Annotated in this window: 16 protein-coding genes and 1 tRNA gene; 10 read left to right on the top strand and 7 right to left on the bottom strand. The window is 47.8% G+C overall.

Annotation, left to right across the window (positions count from 1 at the left end; genetic code table 11):
- Positions 1-59 precede the first annotated feature (59 nt).
- Positions 60-329, bottom strand: coding sequence for a hypothetical protein (locus Pan241w_RS24225; RefSeq protein ID WP_145220792.1), 270 nt, complete (start codon positions 327-329; stop codon positions 60-62).
- 198 nt (positions 330-527) lie between these two features.
- Here Pan241w_RS24225 and Pan241w_RS24220 point away from each other — a divergent pair, with 198 nt between their 5' ends.
- On the top strand, positions 528-866 hold the full coding sequence (locus tag Pan241w_RS24220; RefSeq protein WP_145220790.1) for a MotA/TolQ/ExbB proton channel family protein: 339 nt from the start codon (positions 528-530) through the stop codon (positions 864-866).
- Between the two features lie 150 nt (positions 867-1,016).
- On the opposite strand, the gene Pan241w_RS24215 is transcribed toward Pan241w_RS24220, so the two are convergent.
- On the bottom strand, positions 1,017-3,722 hold the full coding sequence (locus Pan241w_RS24215) for a serine/threonine protein kinase (RefSeq protein WP_145220788.1): 2,706 nt from the start codon (positions 3,720-3,722) through the stop codon (positions 1,017-1,019).
- Positions 3,723-4,442: 720 nt separating this feature from the next.
- Between Pan241w_RS24215 and Pan241w_RS24210 the strand changes: the two genes are divergently transcribed.
- Complete coding sequence (locus tag Pan241w_RS24210; RefSeq protein WP_145220786.1) at positions 4,443-5,441, top strand: DUF1559 domain-containing protein; 999 nt, start codon at positions 4,443-4,445, stop codon at positions 5,439-5,441.
- A 32-nt stretch (positions 5,442-5,473) separates the two neighbouring features.
- Positions 5,474-6,604 (top strand): FHA domain-containing protein, encoded by a 1,131-nt coding sequence (locus tag Pan241w_RS24205; RefSeq protein ID WP_145220785.1) that lies wholly within the window; start codon positions 5,474-5,476, stop codon positions 6,602-6,604.
- Positions 6,605-6,803: 199 nt separating this feature from the next.
- Here the strand turns inward: Pan241w_RS24205 and Pan241w_RS24200 are convergent, their stop codons facing one another.
- Positions 6,804-7,394: an RNA polymerase sigma factor gene (locus Pan241w_RS24200; RefSeq protein ID WP_145220783.1), complete on the bottom strand. Its 591-nt coding sequence runs from the start codon at positions 7,392-7,394 to the stop codon at positions 6,804-6,806.
- An 842-nt stretch (positions 7,395-8,236) separates the two neighbouring features.
- Here Pan241w_RS24200 and Pan241w_RS24195 point away from each other — a divergent pair.
- The 3 genes from Pan241w_RS24195 (at position 8,237) to Pan241w_RS24185 (ending at position 12,575) form a co-directional block, all read left to right on the top strand.
- Complete coding sequence (locus Pan241w_RS24195) at positions 8,237-9,556, top strand: DUF1552 domain-containing protein (RefSeq protein ID WP_145220781.1); 1,320 nt, start codon at positions 8,237-8,239, stop codon at positions 9,554-9,556.
- Positions 9,553-12,024, top strand: a complete 2,472-nt coding sequence (locus Pan241w_RS24190) for a DUF1588 domain-containing protein (RefSeq protein ID WP_198000121.1) — start codon at positions 9,553-9,555, stop codon at positions 12,022-12,024. Before Pan241w_RS24195 ends, Pan241w_RS24190 begins: the two co-directional genes overlap by 4 nt.
- Before the next feature lie 95 nt (positions 12,025-12,119).
- Positions 12,120-12,575, top strand: a complete 456-nt coding sequence (locus Pan241w_RS24185) for a hypothetical protein (protein WP_145220779.1) — start codon at positions 12,120-12,122, stop codon at positions 12,573-12,575.
- A 406-nt stretch (positions 12,576-12,981) separates the two neighbouring features.
- Here Pan241w_RS24185 and Pan241w_RS24180 read toward each other — a convergent pair.
- From Pan241w_RS24180 to Pan241w_RS24170, 3 genes are all read right to left on the bottom strand, one after another.
- Positions 12,982-13,070 (bottom strand) — tRNA-Ser (locus Pan241w_RS24180).
- A gap of 296 nt (positions 13,071-13,366) precedes the next feature.
- Positions 13,367-14,242: a dTDP-4-dehydrorhamnose reductase gene (rfbD, locus tag Pan241w_RS24175; protein ID WP_145220777.1), complete on the bottom strand. Its 876-nt coding sequence runs from the start codon at positions 14,240-14,242 to the stop codon at positions 13,367-13,369.
- 35 nt (positions 14,243-14,277) lie between these two features.
- Positions 14,278-14,772 (bottom strand): GNAT family N-acetyltransferase, encoded by a 495-nt coding sequence (locus Pan241w_RS24170; protein WP_198000120.1) that lies wholly within the window; start codon positions 14,770-14,772, stop codon positions 14,278-14,280.
- Between the two features lie 165 nt (positions 14,773-14,937).
- On the opposite strand from Pan241w_RS24170, the gene Pan241w_RS24165 reads away from it, so the two are divergent.
- The 4 genes from Pan241w_RS24165 (at position 14,938) to Pan241w_RS24150 (ending at position 19,288) form a co-directional block, all read left to right on the top strand.
- Positions 14,938-15,507, top strand: coding sequence for a Uma2 family endonuclease (locus Pan241w_RS24165; protein WP_145220773.1), 570 nt, complete (start codon positions 14,938-14,940; stop codon positions 15,505-15,507).
- Positions 15,508-15,634: 127 nt separating this feature from the next.
- Positions 15,635-17,035: a Si-specific NAD(P)(+) transhydrogenase gene (gene sthA / locus Pan241w_RS24160; protein ID WP_145220771.1), complete on the top strand. Its 1,401-nt coding sequence runs from the start codon at positions 15,635-15,637 to the stop codon at positions 17,033-17,035.
- 54 nt (positions 17,036-17,089) lie between these two features.
- Positions 17,090-17,743: a hypothetical protein gene (locus Pan241w_RS24155; protein ID WP_145220769.1), complete on the top strand. Its 654-nt coding sequence runs from the start codon at positions 17,090-17,092 to the stop codon at positions 17,741-17,743.
- A gap of 93 nt (positions 17,744-17,836) precedes the next feature.
- Positions 17,837-19,288 (top strand): sulfatase, encoded by a 1,452-nt coding sequence (locus Pan241w_RS24150; protein WP_145220767.1) that lies wholly within the window; start codon positions 17,837-17,839, stop codon positions 19,286-19,288.
- A gap of 9 nt (positions 19,289-19,297) precedes the next feature.
- Here Pan241w_RS24150 and Pan241w_RS24145 read toward each other — a convergent pair whose 3' ends face one another.
- Positions 19,298-23,410 (bottom strand): SUMF1/EgtB/PvdO family nonheme iron enzyme, encoded by a 4,113-nt coding sequence (locus Pan241w_RS24145; RefSeq protein WP_145220765.1) that lies wholly within the window; start codon positions 23,408-23,410, stop codon positions 19,298-19,300.
- Between the last annotated feature and the right edge of the window lie 117 nt (positions 23,411-23,527).

The following is a 23,527-nucleotide window of genomic DNA, read 5'->3' as shown; positions in this document are numbered from 1 at the left end:
AAAAGTCAGGAATATTTTCTACCAGGCTCTGATTCAATGAAGGCGAGTGGCGGCAAAGTTTACTTCCACTTCGCATGAAATAAAAGCGGCAGCGAGCCGCCAAGGATTCCCCCGGCCAGCACACCGGCGGGAACGGTGAAATACAGAAACACCCAGCCAGCTTGCACGAAACCGTCTCCCATGAGTGTGCAAAGAAAATAAAGTCCATAAACCCCCACGACGGCTCCAAGGATCATACCAATCCCTGCTGTGATGATGGTCAAAATCCATTTCATGCCTGTGGTGATTTCGTCGTCAATTCCATCCTGGATTTCGTTTGCTGCTGACATGCTGGAACCTCGGGTTTAAGTCTGGTAAAGCTGGGACGTTTCCTTTTCTCGTACAACTGAAAGGCGTGGAAGCGAATCAGATATCACGCATTGAATGAAAAAAAACTGATTGAGCAGAAAATGGTGTCAGTGAAAGCGTCGGCGGTCCCGTGATGAACGTTCCTGGTCCCTCTCAAGAATGACGATGGAGTGCAGAAAATGATGACTCCCCCATCCGTGCCGAATCAGATTCCGGAACTCACCAGATCGAAGCGATTCTGGGGGCGGGTGGCCTGGGGGGCTGGAATCGCCGTCGTCATCGCGCCCCTGCTGGGCATGTTGCCTACGATTGCTGGAATGCTGCGGGCTTTCAGGGAAATAGGAGAGCAGGGTGCAGCAGATTCAGAGGCGGTTGCGGAAGAGATTTCGTTTGCGCTACAGGCCACGATGTACGGCTTGGGAATCTCGTTTGTGTCAATGATCCTGTTTGCCGTCGCGCTCACGATCTTTCTCAAACGCCGACAGACATTACGCGCGGTTGAAGCAGAGGATCGCTAAGGGGAGGGGCTTTAATTTTACCCTACATCTTTATTTTGCACTTAGAAATAGTCTTCAAGCTTAAAATCCAGTGATGGTTTTGTTGTTGCAGTAATGAGTATCTCTAATGTGTCTGCAGAATAGAAATAGGGGGCAGTCCCTACTCTAAAACTACTCCCGCTCGAGCTGAAAGACCGTTCCTGTTTTATTTCGGAATAACACTTGTTGAAATCGAACAAGATCAGAATGTACTCCGAGTCCCAGGGCGACCGGGTGAATCCTCCAGTCATCTCGAATCGAAAGCTCTGATTGTTTTCCTTGCCAACGGAATATCTCCTGGTGATCGATCTTGAGAAAGATTGTTGCTGAGTCATCCTTTCCCAAAGTGACTTCGACTTCTACAATGTGCTGTTTTCCATTGACTATAATTCCTTCTCGCTTGACTCCCCAATATTCTCCATTGATGTTTTGAATACGAAACTGGTTCCCTTCGTTACCTAGCGAAACCATGCAGAAAGCATTGCCAACTGGGAGAAGTAGATTAATCTCTCCCATACCTGAGAGCCTCGTCAATTGGACCAATAATTGATAATCACCGGTTGGAACTACAGGCAAGATCAACCGTGAATAATCTTCTCTACTGCTTTCTAATTCTCGTCGTCGATTAGTACCATTCCCTGTTTGTGGGATACTTTTGACAAGCTTCCATGTTCCATTGAATTCGAGCTGTGGTAATTCGATTTTGTCGAGTAAATCTTTCCATTCTTGGTATTCTTCGGTTTTGGATTTTACCCAGTGTGCACGTGAAATCTTTGTATCTCGTTCCACGTTGAGCATCATCTTGTGAAAGATGACTTGCTCATAATGTGCCCCCAAGCCAAAATCTTTTTTGGGAATCTGCCAATCTCTGCGTAAAGCGAGCGCATCAACTGAACCACTCCAATCCAGAATCGACAAATCGTTTAGTTTTGCTTTAATGGATGCCTGTTGTTCCCTGGTCGAGACGGTAAGTGTCAGCTTGTGGCGTTGACCATTCGGGAAATGATCTTGTAAAACTTGGCCGAACTCATGTCCATTGACTAATTGTAGTCCACACCAATCTTCGCGTCCCAGTGATAACATACAAGCTTTGTTTCCAACGGGAAAAATGAGATTGATTTCCATTCCTCCCCATTTACGAGTTAATTCCAATTCAAGTTGATAATCGCCATCAATATGAACAGGGATCGATAATCGTGAATACTGCTGAGGGATCACCATCAAGCCATCCGGATTCAGCGCCCAATGCCCAATGATGACATCACCGGGAACTACGATTTCTCTCAATAGATCAATTTGTTTGGAGAAAACAGGTATGGATTCTGTAGAGACGTTTTGTAAAACTTTAGGCTTTGATTCTGGTGGGGGAGCATGAGCATTGAAGAACATTCCTATCACAGCAGTTAAAAACAAAATTGTAATAAAGGTGACAATCCACCATTTTCTGTATGGGTCGAATATTTTATGTTTTACAGTGACATCTAAGGAAATACTTTTATTATCGATTTGATTCAACTGTTCCAAAATAGCTGCGAATTCTTTCATTGAGGAAAATCGGTCTGTTGGAATTTTGGCAATCGCTTTAAGAATAATATGTTCAAGAGCAGTGGGAATGTTAGAGTTCATCAACGAAGGTGCAGCCGGTTCTTTGGAAAGAATTTGTCCGATTACTGAACTGACGGAGCCAGCAAAGGGTAACTCTCCCGTGCAAAGTTCGTAAAGAATCATTCCCAGTGAGTAAATATCACTGGCAGGGCCGATTCTTTTAAGGTCACCACTGGCTTGTTCCGGAGAGAGGTAGGCAGGAGTCCCAAGAAGTTGCCCTTGATGTGTTAGTTTTGTTTCATCACTATTTTCCAGAAGTGCCAGGCCAAAATCAGTGATCACTGGTTGAGATCGTTTTTCATCGATCAGAATATTGGCTGGCTTCAGATCACGATGAATCACGCCTGCTTCATGCGCATACGCCATAGCTAAAGCAAGAGTTCTCACCAGTTGAATCGATTTTTCCAATGAAAGATTGCGTTGTTCGATTATCTCTACCAACGATTTTCCTTCGATGTAAGGCATTACTAACACGATTCGATCATTGGTTTCTAAAAGATCAAACAGCGGGCAGATATTTTGATGCTGGAGTGCAGCGACTGCACGCGCTTCTCGTAGAAAACGCTCATATTCTTCAGATCCTGGCTGTAAAGACTGCTGCGGAACTTTCAGAGCGACATTTCGTTTCGTTTTTGGATCGTAAGCGAGAAAAACTTGTCCGAATGATCCTTTGCCAAGTAGTTCTTTGACGATATACCGACCATATTTTTGATGGGACAAGTTTTGTTTTGTCTGATCAGAAGACGAATCTGTTGTTTTTGCTTCCCTCTGTGATCGTGTCAAATTTTGTGAATGGCTCACAGATTCTTCATGAGCACTATGGGGAAAGTAATTTGGTTGATCTTGTTTAGCTGCATCATGCAATCTAGAGATCAACGATTCACCGAAATGTGGAAATCGGTTTGTATACTCAGAGACTTCAACTTTTGAGTTCGTTCGCAACCGTAAGATATATTCAGTAGAAATTAACTCATGAAGTGCATCGATATCCTCTGACAGTTCCGGGAAACGTTCCAGGTACTCTTCAACGCGGACAGCTTCTCCTGCTTTCAGTCTCCATTCCAACTCTGTATGCACCAGTTCAAAGAGTAAAACTAGCTCTTTGTTGTGGGAACTCCTCCAGATCGTTTCTACTTCCAGTGCATTCCCATTTCGTAAAGCATCCTCATATTCTGATACGACTTTTTCTAACTGATTCCAAAAATCTTGAGAATAATTGATGGGTTTGACCATAGTGAAACAATTCACGCTTTCTGACAGATCGTGTAGTCGCTTTTGTTTGTATGACTGCAATCCTACAAGGAAAGAAAAAATAGATCAAAAAAAATTCATATTTCTTGACCTATTAATTATTTGAAAACCATTTCCTTAATAAGAAGAGAAGGTTCGCTCATTTTAGCTGATCCTGAAGACCTTTAGATACACCTAATTTTTTACTTAGGAGAAGTCAACTCTTTTCTAACAGACTATTTACATCTAAATCATTCAACGAATTAGAAGGTTTAGAAATCTGACCCTCAGGTCTATAACGCCTCTTGATTTTGCATTTCACAGAGCGTAGCCTAGTGCTAACAATCTGGAAATGACGCAAGTGCGTAAAGTTACTGCTTTCCGAAATACGACCAACCAAAATTCTAGGATTTTGGAAAAACATCGAAGCAGACAACTTGGATCGCGTTCCCTACGTATTGGGAACGTCGGGTCAGGTTTCGTTTGTATGTGCCCTTTGGTCGGGGTTTCGGAAACGTACCTGGTTTCGGCGTTCCTTTTTTTTATGCGCTGAAGATTTTGACTTGTCAGAGACTATGGAAAACTCTCTGTGCTGAAGTTGATATAGCAGCTGGAAGCTCAATCTGGCTAGGCCGAAAACGAATTAGGGAACAAAAACAAAGAAGTCCTGTGTTTTCGCATGATTTCATTGAGAAGCGACTATTTCTACGAAAGGTAACTACGATGAGCTTTGATTCTGATCAGTTAATCTACCAACAAGATTTCGAAGAGAAATTTAAAATCAAAATCACGAAAAAAGGCTTTACGCTGATTGAGTTGTTGGTCGTCATCGCAATCATTGCAATCTTGATTGCCTTATTGCTTCCCGCTGTCCAACAGGCTCGAGAAGCTGCACGACGTACTCAATGTCGGAACAATCTCAGGCAAATGGGTATTGCTTTTCATAGTTATCTTGATTCGCACCGGACATTCCCACCAGGTTGGGTTGAAGCCTCGGGCAACATCCCAACGAGACCGCCAGAGAATGGTTTTAGTTGGGCCGCTTTGATCCTTCCACAACTGGATCAGGGAAATTTATACAGCCAGATACGTTTCACGGCGCCTCTTTTCCTGGAACCGGATCGCAATCCTTCTACGACGGCCATCGAGAATAACGAGACATTGGTAGCAACACAAATTATTCCTATATTTCGTTGCCCCTCCGATGCAGGACCAGCTAGGCAAGACAATTTAGGATCACTTGATCCTGTCACAATTCAAAATCAGGCAACTACAAGTTACGTTGCCTGTTTTGGAGACAAAGTGGTGGCAGATAATGCGAGCGATGCAGGTCCAGGTGGTGGAGTATTTAGCAGAAATAGCGCTGTTCGAATTCGAGATATCACGGATGGCACTTCGGTTTCTCTTTTGGCAGGTGAACGTCGATGGGCCGGTTTCTATTCACCAGGAATCCCAAAATTTGGTGATGCATACTGGGCGGGAACACCAGATAACTGGCTGATGGACATTCTGGGTACTGCAGGAGTTAATATTAATTCCATTCATTCCGCAAAATTCAGTAGTGAGCATGATGGTGGTGCTCACTTCCTTTTTGCAGATGGTCATGTACGTTTTCTTAGTGAGAATGTGGAATCAAATCCTGGAGCGACTTCCGGCTCTGGTATGGGAGTTTTCCAGAAGCTGGCCAATATCAAAGATGGTCAAACAATAGGAGACTTTTGAGCTTAATCCTACTTCTTCCAAGAGAGATTCAGATGACTGGTCAACCAAACTACAGCGAACGAAAAGCTGGAAATGGAGAGATGGATTTTATTGATAAGGGTCCATTTGCTCTGCGATCTATTACTTCCGGAGCTACGCTTTTTTTTCAATACAGTCCTAGCTTAATCGGTCGAAATAAAAAGAAATGCCACCTGATTCTCAATCATAGTTCTGTATCCAGAATACATTGTGCGGTCTTTTGGTCTCGAAATAAATTATGTATTAGCGACTTGGGCAGTAGAAATGGCGTCTACGTAAATAGACAACGTGTAAGTTTTAAAAAACTATCAGTGGGAGATAAAATCCAAATTGGAAGATTTCGATTTCAATTTACTGAAGTCGCCAATAATTCGAATGAAGAATTATTGTTACAGGAAACAAAAAATCCGAATACGAATCATTCTGATAGTGAATTCTCTTTAAAGGATCTTGCCATTTCACCACCGTCCGTCTCTCCATGTGATCTTCCTGAATATGCTGATGATATTAAACTTTTTGAATTTGATGATCTCAGCTCCGATTTAGATGATGATACTGAAGGCTACGAAATCAATCCCGTGGTGAAACTTCCTGTGTGTCCTGAAAAATTAAAACGACGAAAATACAGTGTGCCTGATGAGCACGAAGAAAGTAGGCGAAAAACAACAACAGTTTTGTTTTCAATCGACGGCTTAAAAGAGAACCCTTTGTTGAGACGCATTTTTTACACAGCTGGTTTAATTATGTTTTTTTGGGGGCTAAAGGCGCTCTGGTATTCGGGAACTTCTGACTATGAAATTTACAATGCTTTGCAAACAAAATTGAACATAGTGCAGTCACACCGTAAGAATGGAGCAGGACCTTTACAATGGGAAACTTTAGCAAATAACTCCAAGACTGAATTTCAGCCGATGATTAGCTATCTTGAAAAAAATGCCAGCTCCAAAAATCGAGTTAAGCAAGAGCTTTTACGTGCTGCCCGGGACTGTCTTCCCAAGGTCTTTCTGGAATCTCGCCAAGAAATTAGTTTGCATGAAAAACGTCTGGAAAAACATCTGGAAACCGTAAAAATGATGCTTGAGAACAATTACATTGAAGAAAATAACTATGACTCCAAATATCCGATTAAACCACCAGGTAGCTGAGTGAATTTCGTTTCTCGATTCGGTTTATCCTGATTTCGTTTGGATCGTAGGTTAGAGATCTATTTTCTGTCGCTTCATTTGGACCAGCACCTTTAGGAAAACACGAAAGGTTAAAGCTTATAAAAAAATCTCATATAATTCTTTTTATATCTCACCAACCATTCTTTCTCTGGGAGTCTATATGGCTATCGCATTGAAATCACTCCATCGCATTCGACAACTGAGAACGAATTCGATTGAGCGTGCGACGAACAGTCCGTTCTGAACGGGCAATTTCTTCGCAGATCTCCCGTTCACTAAAACCTTGCAGACGCATCATAAAGATCGTCTGTCCCTGTGGGTCTAGAGAAGACATGATTTCTTCTAAAAGCTCTGTTAATAAAGCCGCTTGTTCCGGAGTCGGTTCATTCGAGATCATTTGCCATTCGTTTAATTTATTTTCTTCTGGCGTTTGGGAGGGCGTCTCTCGATTCAGATCACGCCTCTCTCTGTGGTAATGACGCACCTGTTGACAACATTTCCGGACCGTGATCGTTGCCAGTAATGCCCAAAGTCCATCCCAACTATCGAGGTTGAATTCTTCATTTTGATGACGTCGAAAGAAACTTCGATACACCGATTGCAGCACATCTTCCGGGGCAACTTTTTGTTGTAACCGGGCATCAAGTCGAGTTTGGGCTAACGCCAGTAACCTTCGGGTGAATCTTTGAACGATTTGCCGTGCTGCCTCTTCATCACCCATTCCCAGATCATCAATTATCTGCTGGAATGAACTCTGTTCATCCATCATTTAGTACCTCTGGAAAATTGTTGAAAATGAGAACTTTTATTATGGCCGGTAAACCACTGTTGTTTCTATTTACTTTGTAAGTGATGTCAAACACAGCACCATTGTCTGTCAGTTAAATCCATTTTCCATCAGCCTGAACAAAAAACAAGAAGAAGGTCATGCACATGTATAAATAAGTCAAAAACTGATGCTTCACGAATCTTCTAAATCACAAGCACAAAACTGACATCGTTAGAAACTAACCCGGTGGAACGCGGAAAAGGTGTCCGGAACCATTTTCGCGCTGGGAAACCTACTTAGTGAATCTTCTTCACGCCTGATGCGGTCTGCTTATCTCTCTGGCTTTGTTGCTCTGTGGGAAACTGGTTTGCTGGTTTTGACTGGATTCAATCGGCCGATCGTTTTTTACCGGCGGCTTGCTCCGGACAGCTCACATTTTTTGCTCTAAATCGATTTGAGCGTTGGTTCAAGGCTGCTGGTCGTGAAGCGGGCGGAGACGTGGGTACCACCCCTAACTACTGGGGCAGCATGATTGTGAAACGGATTTTCCTGAACCGCATAGGGTAGTCCAGGGGGACGTCTGTTTCGTGGAACGGAGGGCAGGTTTCTTGATATTTCGGTTGCGGTCAGGCTGAATCAGGGTAAAATAGGAGTACTACCTCAAGCGTTTGTAAATGAAGTTATCTTGCCTCGCTCAAACACCCGATACCTGTTCCAGGTATCCTACCACGACCATCTTACCCGTGATGTCGCGTTTCGCTGCTCCAGGGATGTTTTGAACGGCTCCCGAGACACGCTGAGATCACCAAGAAACCACCGGACTGTTTTCTGAAAGATCGATCATGCTGAACCGTAGAAAAATGCTGCAAACAATGGCCGCTGGTGCAGGTTCTGCACTCGGCTTCTCGCTGCTTCCCGAACGTCTGCTGGCGATGCCGAAGCTCAAGGAAACGCCGAAGCGGATTGTCTTCTTCATGCAGAATCAGGGTTTCGATCCGGCAACCTGTATTCCTGAAGGGATGAAACGTAGCGGTTCGCTGGCGAAAGTCAAACTCCCCGAGCCAATCAGTCCCTTGGAACCTTATAAGGAACGAATGCATATCATCAACGGTCTGCATGGCATTCACACCAGTCCGTCGCATAGTGCCTTTTTCGGCGCGCTCGGCGGCTATCGCGGGAGCGACGGAGTTCCTCCCAGCGCAGCGACCATCGATTATGAGCTGAGCAAGATCCTGCCTCAAACGCTGCTGCCTCATCTCTGCATCGGCATGGACTCCATGGAGAACATGACGACGAAACCGACCATCGCGACGCTGTCAGCGAGTGGCGCCGGTCAGCCGATCTTTATGCATTCCAATCCGAACCATCTGTATCAGATGCTCTATGGTGGCATCTCCACAGGCAACATTCGACGTCATCACGAAGCACGCTCCAATGTGTTCAATCAGATTGAAAAGCTAGCCGCCTCAAAGGGGACATCACTGCCCACAGCAGACCAGCAGCGTTACGGTCAATTTGTTGAGGGTTTCAAAGAAGTCAACGGCCTGCGTGACCGCCTCGACTCGGTTGCCGATCACCTGCGCAAATTCGCGCCGAAAGTCGACGGCCGCTATACCAGTCCTGAGCATGAAACCGACTGGCACGATGTGCTGCTGGACCTGGGAATCTCTTCACTCACATCGGGTATCACCAATACGCTGACCATTGGTTCGGGACGGGGCGAAATTTTCGGTGCCTGGAAAGGACTGGGGATTGAGCAACAGGGCCACAACCTGGGCCACATGGAACAGCCGGGGAATCCGATCTGGATTAAGATCCGTCAATACAACAGCCGGATGCTGGTGCGGATCATCGAAGCCCTGGAAAGCGTCCCGGAAGGGAGTGGCACCATGATGGACCACACGCTGATTGTGTATACCAGCAACAATGCCGACAAACAGCACACCAGCGGTGCCAACTGGCCGGTGATGCTGCTGGGCAATTTCGACGGCGCCTTCAAGACAGGTTGCTTCACCCAGCTGGATGGCAAACGCCCGATCAACTCACTCTATGCAACGCTGCTGGAAGCCGCCGGCGTTCCCTGTGAGCACTTCAACATGAATGAGAAGCTGGCCCGGAAGTTTGATTCCGGTTCAGGCCCCCTGCAGGAACTGCTGGTATGACCGGGTTTCGTTTCGTATCAGTTCTCGCACTGCTGTTGAGTTTTGTCACTGTCGCAAAAGGCGAGACGTACACGCCCGGGCAAAAGGTATCGAAAGACTTTAAGACCTTTGCCAAATCATTTCTGGCGACACACTGCGTCGACTGTCATGGTAAGACCGAACCGGAAGGGAATCTTTCGCTGCACGACCTCGGTCCAGTGGACGAAGTCAATGCTGCCACCTGGCGCAGTGTTTGGGCACAGGTCACTCTGAAAGAGATGCCGCCCCGGGATATGACTCAACCCAAAGTGATCGAACGGTTGCAGTTTTCGGACTGGATTGTCGGCGAACTGACACGCGTGATGAAAGACAAGGGCGGATTTCACGATCACCTTGATCCGAATAAAGCCAACTATGTCGACCACGGGCTGCTGTTCGGTTCCTTGCCTGAGAACATCAAACTCATCCCGACAGCATCACCGGCGCGCCTCTGGCGATTAACGCCGCAGGAACATATCACGCGCCTGAATGAATTGATTAACAAAGAGCCGGAGTTTGATCCGAAAAAGCCGGGCCTGCGAACGCACGGCGATGTCGTTCCCACGAACCATGGTGGCGAACTCAAACTCTATTTTGGTACGGATCGCATCATCAAATGGCAGGGAGGAACCGTAGCGTACGCGACCGCCGTCAAGAGCGTCCCCGCCATTCTGTCTTCGGCTCGCACACACGGGTTGGAAAACTATTCCGATTTTTACACCGTCAACAGTGCGGAAGCCACACAGGTCCTGAGTATGTCCGGGGACATTCTGCGGTACATGGCTTACGGTCCGTTGAGTATCGCCAAGCCGTATCAGATCACCGATGATCCCCGGTCCATCGCAGACAAGATGAAAGGCGATATTCGCGGTTTGCCCACCAGTATCGTTTATAGTACGAAGGTCGTGCGACCTTTAACGCCGGTCTATAATCTCATGCAGCAGGAGGGCGTGACCGATGCGAGTCTGCAGGCCGCCATCAATTATCTGTTTGAGATGTTGACCTTCCGCCCGCCGAGCAAGAAAGAGTCGGATCAGTATCTGACGATCGTGAAAGAGTCGATCGAGAAACTTGGCAAGGAAGACGGCGTTGTCCTGGGTTTGTCGTCTCTGTTCCTCGATCGCGACGCGCTGTTCAGGCCGGAACTGGCAGAGGCCGGTCAACCAGATCAATATGGACGCGTGATGCTGCAGGACTGGGAACTGGGACTGGCCGTCAATCACGCGCTGCGCTACATCAGGCCGGACGAAGAACTGAGAACCGCGATTGTCGAAGGACGCATGCGGACCCGCGCGGATGTAAAACGGGAAGTCGAACGAATGCTGGCAGACGACAGTATCAGGAAGCCACGCATTCTGCGTTTCTTTCGCGATTATTTTGATTATGACCTGGGCGGTTACATTTGTAAGGATGCCCGGGCTCTGGCAAATACAGGGGTGAGCAATCGAGGGCAGGCCCATTATCGGGCAATGTTCGATTCGACGGCGAGTACGGATCGGCTGATTGAATTGATTTTGAAAGAAGATCGGGATGTATTCAAGCAGTTGCTGACGACTGACAAGGTTGTGGCGACCAAAGCAGATGAGATCTATTTTGGCAAGCGACGTACCCGGCAAGAAGAGCTCGCTTCCCGCAAGGCCGCTCAGGAGCGTGCCGCAAAAGAGGCTGCGAAAACCGGAAAGAAACCCACCAAGGCCGACAAGAGAAAAGCCGCGCAGGTCAACCATAAAGTCACACCGACGAAACTCACAGGACCGGAGATATTCGCCCGCGTCAGTCGCCGCAGTTTCGGCAGAGGATCTATGAAACCGGAGCGGATTCTGGCCACTGTCCCCGCCGATCAACGTCTGGGGATTCTAACTCAGCCCAGTTGGCTCGTCTCACATTCCGATGCCATGGATAATCATGCGATTCGTCGCGGCCGCTGGATTCGCGAACGATTACTGGGCGGTGGCATTCCCGATGTACCGATTACCGTGGATGCCATGTTGCCGGATGAACCCAAAAATACGCTGCGCGAGCGGATGCGGGTGACCCGGCAAGAATATTGCTGGACCTGCCACAAGAAAATGGATCCGCTGGGCTTGCCGTTCGAAATGTTTAACCATGCCGGCTTGTATCGAGAGACGGAACTCGAAAAACCAGTCGACACGACGGGTGCGATCATCGATTCAGGCGATCCTAAGCTTGATGGTGAAATCGCCAACGCCATCGAGTTAATCGAAACGCTTGCCGAAAGCGAGCGGGCCGAGCAGGTGTTTGTCCGCCATGCATTTCGTTTCTGGATGGGCCGCAACGAAACGTTGAACGATGCCCCCGTGCTGCAGGCAGCCTACCGCGCCTACAAAGACAACGGCGGCAGTATGAATGCGTTGCTCGTCTCACTGCTGACCTCAGACGCGTTTCTCTATCGCACTCGAAGCGGAGCCGCGCTGGCGGAATCTAACTGAGAAGGTGCGCAGTGAAAGCCGTGGTTGGCAGGGCGTAAAATGAGCCTGCACGGTTTGTCTCGCCCCCCGTTGCTCTTAACGTTGTGAAGTGAACGATGGATTTTATTTCTCAGACAGCGAAAAAAACGGTCGCCATTTTGGGGTTCACGTTATTTGTGAATACCTTAACTCTGATTCTGATTTTTAACATCTCATTTCGTAGAGATGATGCCTATATTATGGGATTTGTTCCCGCAATGTTTTTATTGCCTGGATGGATTTTGTATTTTATTTTTGAACGATATCCGAAACGTTTCATTAATGAATATTCTGCATTTCTCTGCTATTCATTTTTTCCACTATTGTACTTTTCTCTCGGTGTTATGAAGGGAGGGGAAGGTTCGGGTTATGTATTCGTTTTTGGGATCTACTTTTTGGTGGCAACCATTTTATCTCTGCCTTTATTGAAACAACTGGAAAAGCAGTACGTAGTCTATGTGTTTTTAGCTTCAGGCTTGATCTATCTTTTGGGTTTATTATCACCCTTGATAAGAAGTGTTTATTTCAACTAAAAGTTCGCAATAAGTGTGCATAAATTCAAGGAGGGGAACACTAAAGGAGATGAGGTCATTTTATTCAATGTGTCATAGGTAGCGTTTCTTGATTCGAATTCTCCTTAGGATTAAAGATGAACCGGGGCTAACGCCCTTCGGCTAATAGGTCATTCCGGCTGGCAATGTGGCTAGAAACAAGATCAGCCGCACGGCGTTAGCCGCGGTTAAATTCGAACTGGATTAAGTTGCGGTCCAGAAAATTACATTCAAAACCATTAAATAAACGCTATCTAGTATCTCGGATACGAGCAGCATTGAGCAGGGGTACTGAAGTGATGTGGCAATCGAAGGTGACAAGGATAAAAAAAATGGTCGTTGCAAACCACTCGTTTTTAAGTGCTTACAACGACCATAGATTTGAATACGGAGAGAACGGGATTCGAACCCGTGGAACCGTTTACACGGCTCACCGGTTTAGCAAACCGGCGCATTCGGCCTCTCTGCCATCTCTCCTGGCTTTATCGACCGTTGATGTAACGGGAGCGATAAGCACTCTTTATGCTGTTTTTTGTGCAGAATGTCAACGATTGAAGCCTTGAATCTAACAAGACTTCGGTAAATCGACACAACTGCGAAGAGGGAGTGTATCAAACCAAAATCGGTGCTGCAATGGTTTCCTCCGTCTGAAGTGTGAAAGCCAGCCAGTGCGGGGCAAAAAACTGATTTTGCAGTGAAAATCGATAGATCCCGCAATCGCGGAACGGCGCAAATTCTCGATCAGCCACTCAGCATAAGTGATTACTATAAAATTACTTATTGATATCTAAATCGGGTGATTCCAGATACGTTGAAAGTGACTGTTTCCAGTGAGGGAAAGAAAAACCGGTGACTTCTTCCAGTTTTGAACAGTCGAGCACGCTGAAACGAGGACGTTCGGCGGCTGCCTGATATTGTTCTGTTGTGATCGGGTTTGTCTGCACCTCGATCCCCGCTAGATCGAAGATGGTTTGTGCGAATTCATACCAGGTCGTCTTTCCCTGGCTCGTCGCGTGATACAGGCCAAACTGGTCTGTGGTGATCAGTCGTGTGATGGCAGCCGACAAGTCATGTGTGGAAGTAGGCGTGCAATGTTGATCGTTGATCAGAGAAAGTTCATCGCGTTCCTTGCCCAGACGCAGCATGGTTTCCACAAAGTTCCCATTTCCGGTTTTGCCGGCTTTCCCATACAGGCCGCATGTGCGAACGACATAATGTTGCGAGCAGATCGCCCGGATGAAATATTCTCCCGCAAGTTTGCTCTGTCCATACGCGCTGATCGGTCCGGGCGGGTCGTTTTCTTTGTAGGCCGGTTTACGGAGACCTTCCAGACCAAACACATAATCGCTACTAAAATGAAGCAAGCAGATCTTGTGCTTCTGACAATACTGAGCCAGGAGACGCGGTCCCAGTGCATTGATGGCGAATGCGATATCGGGTTCCGATTCAGCCTGATCGACTTTGTTATAGGCGGCGGTGTTGATGATCAGATTGGGGGAACTTTGATCAAGGGCCGCTTCGATGCTGGCGGCGTTTTCAATCGAAATATCTTGATGTGTCAGACAAGTGAGTTGATGACCGTCTGCAGCGAGACTTAACCTCAGATCCTGTCCCAGTTGTCCCCGGGCGCCAATGATGGTGATTTGCATCGCGTCCTCTTCGCTGATTCAAAAGATCTGTCGACTTACGGGCTCTCTTCCCTGGCAGCGGGGGACAGTGGTGCGACGAAATGGACCTGTTTCACAATTTCCTGGAACCCCAGCGAAGTGTAAAGGTGGTTGCCAATCGCATTCTGTTCCAGAGTTTCTATTTTTGCAAGGGAAAGATTGAGCTGACGAAAGTGTTCCAGTGCATATTCCAACAATTTGCGGCCCATGCCCTGCCCCCGGCATTCGGGAATAAACGCCATATTGGGGATATAACCGATACCGGTTTCTGCATCGTGCCAGGTCGAGATATACCCTACTATCTGGTCGTCGATTTCTGCGATGAAAATCCCCTCGGGTTCGCGTTTGGCATCGGCTTCCACATGCCCGGCTTTGCGCCATTTCCAATCGTGGCCGTTGATGATGCCAAACTCGCGTTCGATGCCTTCATCAATGGAAACGCCTTGAAAGGCTTCGACGGTAATCTCTTTCAGAGTCTGTAAATCTTCAGGCTGATAGGGACGAATTTTCATGATCATTAATCAAACAGGATTGTTATGGCGAAACGACAGGTAAGACTGACGAGAGAGCTGCCTGTATGCTATGATGTTTCAAGGAAAATTGAAAGTTGAGACGAATTTACCTGCAACCGGGCCAAATTCTCGAGAAATATAAGCGTAGCCTGATGGGAAAAATGGATGTCAGAATCGCAAATTTATACGGCGGAACAATTTTTAGAGGCCCGGCTTGAGCTGCCGGAAGGAGGTCGCTGGACAGAACTGGACCAGGGAAAAATCATAACACTCGAACCGCTCGATATTGAACATGGGACGATTGTTTTGAATATTTCAAAAGTGCTGTCCGTGTTTTTCCACGAAGCCAATCAGGGATACGCCTGTTTTGACTTGGGATTGATCGTTCAACGGGACCCGGATACGGTTCGTTTTCCCGCGATCAGTATCTTTAAAACCGGGGAACGGTTCGAAGAGACCGATAAAGCAATTTCAGAACGGAAACCAGCTGCGATTATCGAAGTCGCATCGACCAATTTGCGGCGTCAATTGATGAAATCACATGTCACCGAGTATGTGGGTTGGGGGGTAGAACTGGTTTGGGTGATTGATCCTCAAACACGGGAAGTGCTCGAATATCGGCTCGGTAAACAGAGTCAGGTAATTGATGTTGCTGGAAAAATGATTGGTGGAGAGTTGTTGCCTGAGTTTTCGATGAAAGTAATAGACTTGTTTGCGGAACCGGATTGGTGGTAAGTTTCGCTACCATTCTCAGCTTTATTTTTTAGATCTCGTATATTTCAGTAAAAATCATATATCGTTGTTAAAAACTGGCTGCTCGTTTCAGCGATATCTCGTGCGAATTATCAAGGAAAATTTCAGGATGTCAGAAGCACATTTTAATGTGGCAGTGATTGGAACCGGCCCCGGTGGTGAAGGGGCAGCGATGCAAGCCATTAAACAGGGCAAATCAGTGATCTCCATCGAGAAGTTCTATGAGATCGGCGGTAGCTGCACGCATAAAGGGACCATTCCCAGTAAGGCACTGCGGTATTCGATTCTGAGAATGTCCGAGATCAATAATTACATGCGCCAGATGGGGCGCTCCGGAATGATTCTGGATCTGGAGTTTCCGGAACTGCGAAAGACCGCCGCTTCCGTGATTCAAAAACAAGTCGGCATGCGGCGTACATTTTATGAGCGCAATGGTGTTGAGCTTGTCGAAGGAGAGGCGCGATTTTTGGATCCGCATCGCATCCACATCGACACACCCAATGGTTTGACAGAAGAAATCACGTTTGACTATGCCGTGATCGCCACCGGATCGCGTCCGTATCGGCCTGATGACATCGATTTCAGTCATCCGCGCATTTTCTGCAGTGATACAATTCTGGATCTGGATTTCACGCCGCGCTCGATCAGCGTTTATGGTGCCGGTGTGATTGGCTGTGAATATGCTTCCATGCTGCGGACGATGGGCATGAAAGTGAATCTGGTCAATACCCGCAGTTCCCTGCTCGACTTTCTGGATGACGAAATCAGTGATGCGTTGAGTTATCATATGCGCGAGAGCGGTGTATTGCTGCGGCATTGCGAATATTATGAATCGATCGAGGGAACTGATGATGGTGTGATTATGTCGCTTCAATCCGGTAAGAAGTTGAAAACCGATATCATACTGTTTGCGGCGGGGCGATCCGGGAATTCAGAAAAGCTGGGTCTGGAGAACCTGGATATTCAACCCGATTCCCGTGGGCAGCTTGAGGTGAATGACGATTTCCAGACCTCGCAGCCACATATCTATGCCGTGGGCGATATCATCGGTTATCCATCACTGGCCAGCGCCGCCTATGTGCAGGGACGCTACGCCGCCAGTCATCTGGATAATGGTGAATGCGAGCGGGCTTTGATTCGCGATATTCCGACGGGCATTTATACGAGTCCTGAAATCAGTTCTTTAGGTAAGACCGAACGGGAATTAACCGAAGCCAAAATTCCCTACGAAGTCGGGCATTCGATGTTCAAGCATCTGGCCCGTGCGCAGATTATGAATCGACCGGTCGGGATGCTGAAGCTGTTATTTCATCGCGAGACGCTGGAAATTCTGGGGATTCATTGCTTTGGACCGAATGCTTCGGAAATTATTCACATTGGTCAGGCAATTATGTCTCAGCCCGGGTCGGCGAATACGCTGCTGTATTTCATCAATACGACTTTCAATTATCCCACGATGGCAGAAGCCTATCGCGTTGCTGCGCTGAACGGGTATAATCGGTTGTTCTAATTAAAATAGAAGTCAACTCCAGCCTGCTCCGTTCTTTTAACGGGGGGATGTCCGATGGGATTGCGGGAAATATTGCGCAACTATCTGTTCCTGGAACTGGTGTTATGCGTGATCCTGTTCGGCGTGATGGCCTTTCTTGTACTTCAAGTACGAGATGCCCAACAGGCTGCCTTTGATTCGCGTCTTAAAGGGCAATTGAGCTATATTTCCCTGGGGGTTACCAATTACAAGACTGTAAAGGGAACCTCCGTTTTTGAGGATGCACAACAACAGGGGGTCAGCTGGCGAGAACTAATAACGGAGATTGATGACCAACTTCAGAGTGGAATCGAAGGCAGCGGCTCTGAACGCACCGTTCCCGGCTTTCTGCGGACGGATGAGCGCCCCGGGCTACTGAGATTCGATTCAGACAATCCAGCGCCCTCGGATTACCTGACCTGTTTTCGTGCCGTCAAATTGACAGCGGGAGAAGATGGAAAGAGTCCGGTCTGGCTCATCGCGTATTTGCCAATGCAGCAGGTAAACTGGCTATCGTCGGAAGTGCTTTCTCTGGAAACGTTGGAGACTCTGGTCCGCTCCGATACGAAGCAGCGAATTTTCTGTAAAATCCCTGAAGAACGCCGGTGTATACCACGCGATCGATTATTGGAACTTTTACAGGCAGCAAAAGCGAACAGAAGCGTGGAGACGTTCCCGGTGAACCCATAGCGGAGTGTCTAAAATGCTTTCAATGTGTTACCGGGGATGGTTATAATCGTCTGTTCTACTAATTCATCGCCCATTTTCTACACAGAGGGTTTTATGAGTCGCTCGCTCCTTTCGATCTTGTTGTTGGCGTTGTTTGTCTTTTCTGATGCAGCAAGTACCTTTGCTGCGGAGACCAAGCAGCCGAATGTCCTGTTCATTGCCGTTGATGATTTAAACGACTGGATCAGTTGCCTGGGGGGGCATCCGGATTGTAAGACGCCCAACATCGATCGACTGGCGTCGCGGGGCGTGTTGTTTACCAACGCTCATTGTGCAGCGCCGGCCTGTAATCCTTCGCGGGCCGCCTTGATGACGGGCATTCGTCCTTCGAATTCTGGCGTGTATTTGAATCCTCAACCCTGGCGGCCTGTGATGCCCGATGTGGTGACGCTGCCTCAGCATTTTAGCAAGCACGGTTATCATTCAGTGGGATCGGGAAAGATCTTTCATGGTCGCTATAACGATCCTGATTCGTGGGATGATTATCTGAAGCAAACCGGCGATCCCAAGCCAACACCTGCTGTATTAAACGATCCGCACAGTCGCGCCGGTACGATTATCTGGGGCGTGCTGGATGTGGAAGACCGGGAGATGAGTGATTATAAGATGGCCAACTACGCCATCAATTATCTTGGTCAGAAACATGAGAAACCCTTCTTCCTGGCGTGTGGCATTTATCGGCCGCATATGCCCTGGCAGGTGCCTCGTAAGTATTATGACATGTATCCGCTTGACAAAATTCAGTTACCTAAAGTACTGGAAAATGATCTGGATGATATCCCCCAGGCGGGCGTGCGAATGGCGCGGCCGCAAGGAGATCATGCGAAAATTTTGAAAACGGATAACTGGCGTCATTCGGTGCAGGCGTATCTGGCGAGCATTGCTTTTGCGGATGTGCAAGTCGGGCGCGTGCTGGATGCACTCGATGCCAGCCCGTATGCAGACAATACGATTGTGGTTTTGTGGGGCGATCATGGCTGGCACCTGGGTGAAAAACATCACTGGCGCAAGTTCTCGCTCTGGGAAGAAGCGACACGGGCGCCGTTGATGATGGTCGTGCCTGGTGTCACGAAAGCAGGTTCACGCTGTCAGCAGGCGGTTGATTTTATGAATATCTACCCGACGCTGTGTGAGCTGTGTACGCTGCCGATTGGGAAACATCTGGATGGCGTGAGTATGGTGCCTTTGATGAAAGACCCGAAGAAAACATGGGACCGCCCTGCACTCACGACACACGGCCGATTAAATCATGCGATCCGAAGTAATCAGTATCGATTGATTCGCTACAAGGACGGTAGCGAGGAGTTGTATGATCATTCGAACGATCCGATGGAATGGAAGAATCTGGCGGACGATCCCAACTTTAAGACGGTGAAACAGCAACTCGCTCAGTGGTTCCCTGAAAAAAACGCCCCCGATGCACCGCACGATCAATCGCTTGGCAAGAAGAAAAAGAAACAGCGCGGCAGTGGAAAGCAGAAAAAGAAAGCAAAAGCCGTGAAATAATCGGTTGATTTACTGTTCGATTTCCAGAACCACGCGAAACCCGACATTATGTGCGGACCTTGAGGGGGCAAGTTTCGAGCGGGAAGCGGCGCGTGCGTGCTGAGGAAAGAACGACCAGCATCCCCCGCGCAGGACGCGGTCAGATCCGGTTTCTGGTCCCTGGGGATCAGAGGCGACTTTTCCATTGAGTGTTTTGTAGTACTCATCCCCCATCCAGTCACTGCACCATTCCATGACATTGCCGTGCATATCGTAAAGCGACCAGGGATTGGCTTTGAAACTTCCTACCGGTGCGGTAAAGGCAAAGTTGTCCTCGGCTGAGATGCCTTTCAGATTTGCATAGTTGACTCGAAACTGCTGGCTGGCGGTTTTGTCCCAGATATTTCCAAATGGTGCCATCGCTTCTGGATCATTGCCGTAGTAAAACAGACTGGTTGTCCCGGCACGACACGCGTACTCCCATTCTGCTTCGGTCGGCAAGCGATATTTCGCTTTCTCTCTCTGGCTGAGCCATTTACAAAAACTGACGGCGTCGTTCCAGCTGACATTGACGACAGGGTGAAAATTACTTTTAGACCAACCTGTTTTTGCCCAGTTGAAATCTGCGATTCCGGTTTTGAATTTTTGTGAAAAATCGTCCCAGCCTGCGCCTCCTCTACCACTCCGCTCGAGATCTGTTTTATAACCGGTCATGTTGATAAATTGTTTAAAATCATCGATTGTGACCTCATGCATTCCCATGTAGAAAGGCTTTTCGATTTGGACTTCGTGCTGAGGACGCTCATTTTCGAAATAGGATGGATTGGAGTCGAACTGTCGGGCGATTTCTGCTGCAGGTTTGCCACTTCCCATCATGAATTTCCCGGCAGGAATCAAGGCAAAATGCATATCCAGAGAATTGATGATTTTGACTTTTCTGTCCAGTGATTTTGCTGATAACGTCTGCTGTTTTTGTGCGATTGAGTCAGGGGCTCCCTGGCCTGCTGCGAGCAGGGGAGGCACTGGTTGAAGGTCTGTTGCTTCTCCCGGCATGACAATTCTGAGCTTATGAATGCGACCTGAATAGCAGCCGACCAGCAACGTTCTGTTATCGGAAGCAATCGCGATGTCATTTGCTTTATCCTCGAACGCATATGTTTTGAGTAACTTGCCCTGGATCAGATCCCAGAGTCTGATGGTTTTATCGTCAGCATTCGAGACCGCCAATGTTCCGTCTGGAGATACTGCAAGGCACCTCACTCTCTGGGTATGCCCTTTGAGAGTGTGTTTCCGTTTTTTCTCGAGGAGATCCCAGACCAGGATTGCATGTTGTTTATCAACGACGCCGCTGGTCAGCGCGTACTTTCCGTCAGAAGTCAATTTCAGGTGACGAACCAGTCCCATCGGTTCCTCGTAGGTGTGCAGCAATTCTCCCGATTCCAGATCCCAGACTTTAAATTCGTTTAAGCTACCTGAGAAGAGCCGCTTCCCGTCCGCGGAGATGGCCAGACTGGCAATGCTTTTTTTATGTGCAAACATTGTGCGAAGAAGTTTACGTTTCGTGAGATCCCAGATAGTCAGTTTTTTGCTTTGGGTGCGAATGTCTTCTGATGTGGTAATGCCGCGTGATCCGTCCGGTGAGACAGCGACGTCGCCCATGTGGTTTTTGGCTTTGAAATCGTGGATTTCCGCACCCGTGTCGATATCCCAGCCATGAAATGATGCAGATGATCCGGAGATGATGAATCTTTCGTCCGGTAAATAGGAAATCCAGTTATTGGAATGTAACGGCGCTTTGAGATTGTTCTGCAGTTTTCCCTTTTGCAGGTCCCATACTTTTAATTCGCCTTGTGCAGCGGAAACGGCCTGCTTTCCATCTGATGAGATGACGACGTGGTTTACTTCTCTGCTGTGGGCTTGGGGTGTGAGAACCGGACTCTCGTTTTCCAGGCTCCATAATTTCAAGGTGTCATCATACGAACCTGAAATGAAGTGCTTCCCATCGGGTAAAAAAGCAATTTGAGTGACTGTATGGGAATGTCCCAAGAACGTCTTACTCAGTTTACCCGTCGCGATGTCAAATACTAACAGAGCACGCGAGTGTGTGCCGGCGATCACCTGCTTTCCATTGGGAGAAACGGCCAGGCAGGAAATTCTGAATCCTTCGTCGCCTTCGAGATTCAGAATTGGACTTCCTGTGGCCAGGTTCCAGATTTGAGGTTGACTACCGCTCGAAACGATAAATTTACCATCGGGCGACATGGAAAAATTATCGAATGCAGCACGATCCGATTTTAGTTCCAGGATTCCTTGCCCATTATCAATTCTGCTTACGATCAGGTTCTGGTAAGAGGCAGAAAGAATCGTTTGACCGTCTGGTGAAATCGCGATTGATGAAATGGCTTTTTTGTGCAAGCCAGATGATCGCAGCAGCTTTCCTGTTTCCAGATCCCAAAGCTTCAAACTCTGATCGTATCCGCCGGTAACGATCCGTTTCCCATCGGGAGTGATAGCCAGAGCGGATACCGTATCGGTGTGCCCATCGAGTGTATGGATTGCTTTACCGGTTGCGATATCCCAGACGATGGCTTTTTTATCATAGGAGCCGGAAACAAGCCGTTTTCCGTCGGGAGTGACCGCCAGGCATTTCAGACTGCTCCTATGTCCTTTCAGGTTACGACTTAATTTGCCGGTTGAGATATCCCAAATGTTGATAAGCCTGTCGCCTCGTCCTGTGATGGCGTATTTTCCGTCAGGTGTTACCGCCAGACAATAAATGCCGCGATTGGAATCCAGGATTGTTCGGATCAATGGACCACCCGCCCGATTGAAGGTGGGCCATTGAGATCGGATCTGAATTTTCTCATCTGGCAGGGACTGAAAAACTGCCAGTTTGGGTTCCTGATGATACTGAAGCCTCAACTGCAACTGGTCGCGGAGGGTTTCAGGGTGAGCTTGCAGAAGATGTTGAGATAACTCCAGTGCAGAAGCGACTGCTTGAACAGCCGGATCATTCACCTTCCGGTATTCAGCAATTAAATCGTTGAGTTTGACTTCAGTGAGGCGTTGTTCGATCCATGCCGGATTGAGATATTCCGGCTCAAGTTGAACAGGGATCTCCAAATTCTGTGCCAGTTCGTTGGGAAAGTTATTCAGCATGCGTTCCCAGGATTCGTTTTCACGGGTCAATTTGACCAGAAATTTCCCGGTTTGCTGTTTGGGAGTCAATTTGACTTTTAACGTTCCCTGACCGTTGGCGCCTGTTTTGAATGTTCCCAGTGGAATCTGTCCCTCTTTTTTGAGACCCGGTTGGTAAAGCAAGTCGACGGTGACGTCTTCGAGTAGTTTGCCCGGTTTTTGATTCAGAGTATCAGATCGAACCGTGAACTGACCGGTGAATTCGTCCGCCGGCGGAGGCATGGGTTTGTCTGGTTTGTTGGGAGCAGGCTTAGCTTTTTGTGGAACAGGATTATTCTCTTTGGCTACCAGTGCCTGCTTGTTTACGACCTCAGTTTTCGGCGACTTGCTGGTTGCCGATGGTTCTGGTGTGGGAGAAGGCTGGGGGATGTTAGTTTGTTGGGCAGAATCGTTTCCCACAAATTGCATTCCCAGCAGAATCGCAACGATGAAAATGCCAACAATTCCTGCCGCCGCTGATAGATAACTGATCTCGAATCCAGCCAGTTTGAGTTTGGATGCCTGTTTTGATTTTTCCAGAGAAGAGTCAGTAGATGGCGAATCCACCTGGATTGGTGAGGGACTCTCCTGAGACTGGGACGACGTTGGTGGTGCTGGTTTCGGATTCTGTTTACTGCTTGTCTGTTGCGTGGGGGCTTCTGGTGCTGACACCTCCGGGGTAGAAATTCCCAGTTTGGCTTTCAGCTTTTTGTCATACTTGGCTTTGTGAGGAGGAGACATCAGGTAAGCGGCAACCTTCTCGATGTCTTTCAGTAGCCTCTGTGACTGTTGTAATTCTTCGCCAAAGGCATTTTGCTGGATAAATGCGATCGCATTTTCGGCGGCGGCTTTGATGATTTCGGGATCTTCTTCGAAGAGTTCCAATCCCAGTAAGCGGTAAAAATGGGGAGGTTGATCTTGCGGTGGGATGCCAAGCCATCTTTGGTAAGGGTCAAACTTTGTCATTGCTCGATTAATCGATGATACAGCTGGGGATCAAGTACTATTTTAATTGTTATGTCTGGCGATGCGCGGCCTTATTGCGTTGGTTCAATGTTATGGCCGTTTAAATGCATGATCAAT

Source organism: Gimesia alba, from assembly GCF_007744675.1.
GTDB lineage: Bacteria > Planctomycetota > Planctomycetia > Planctomycetales > Planctomycetaceae > Gimesia > Gimesia alba.
This window is presented reverse-complemented; position numbering and strand designations above follow the sequence as displayed.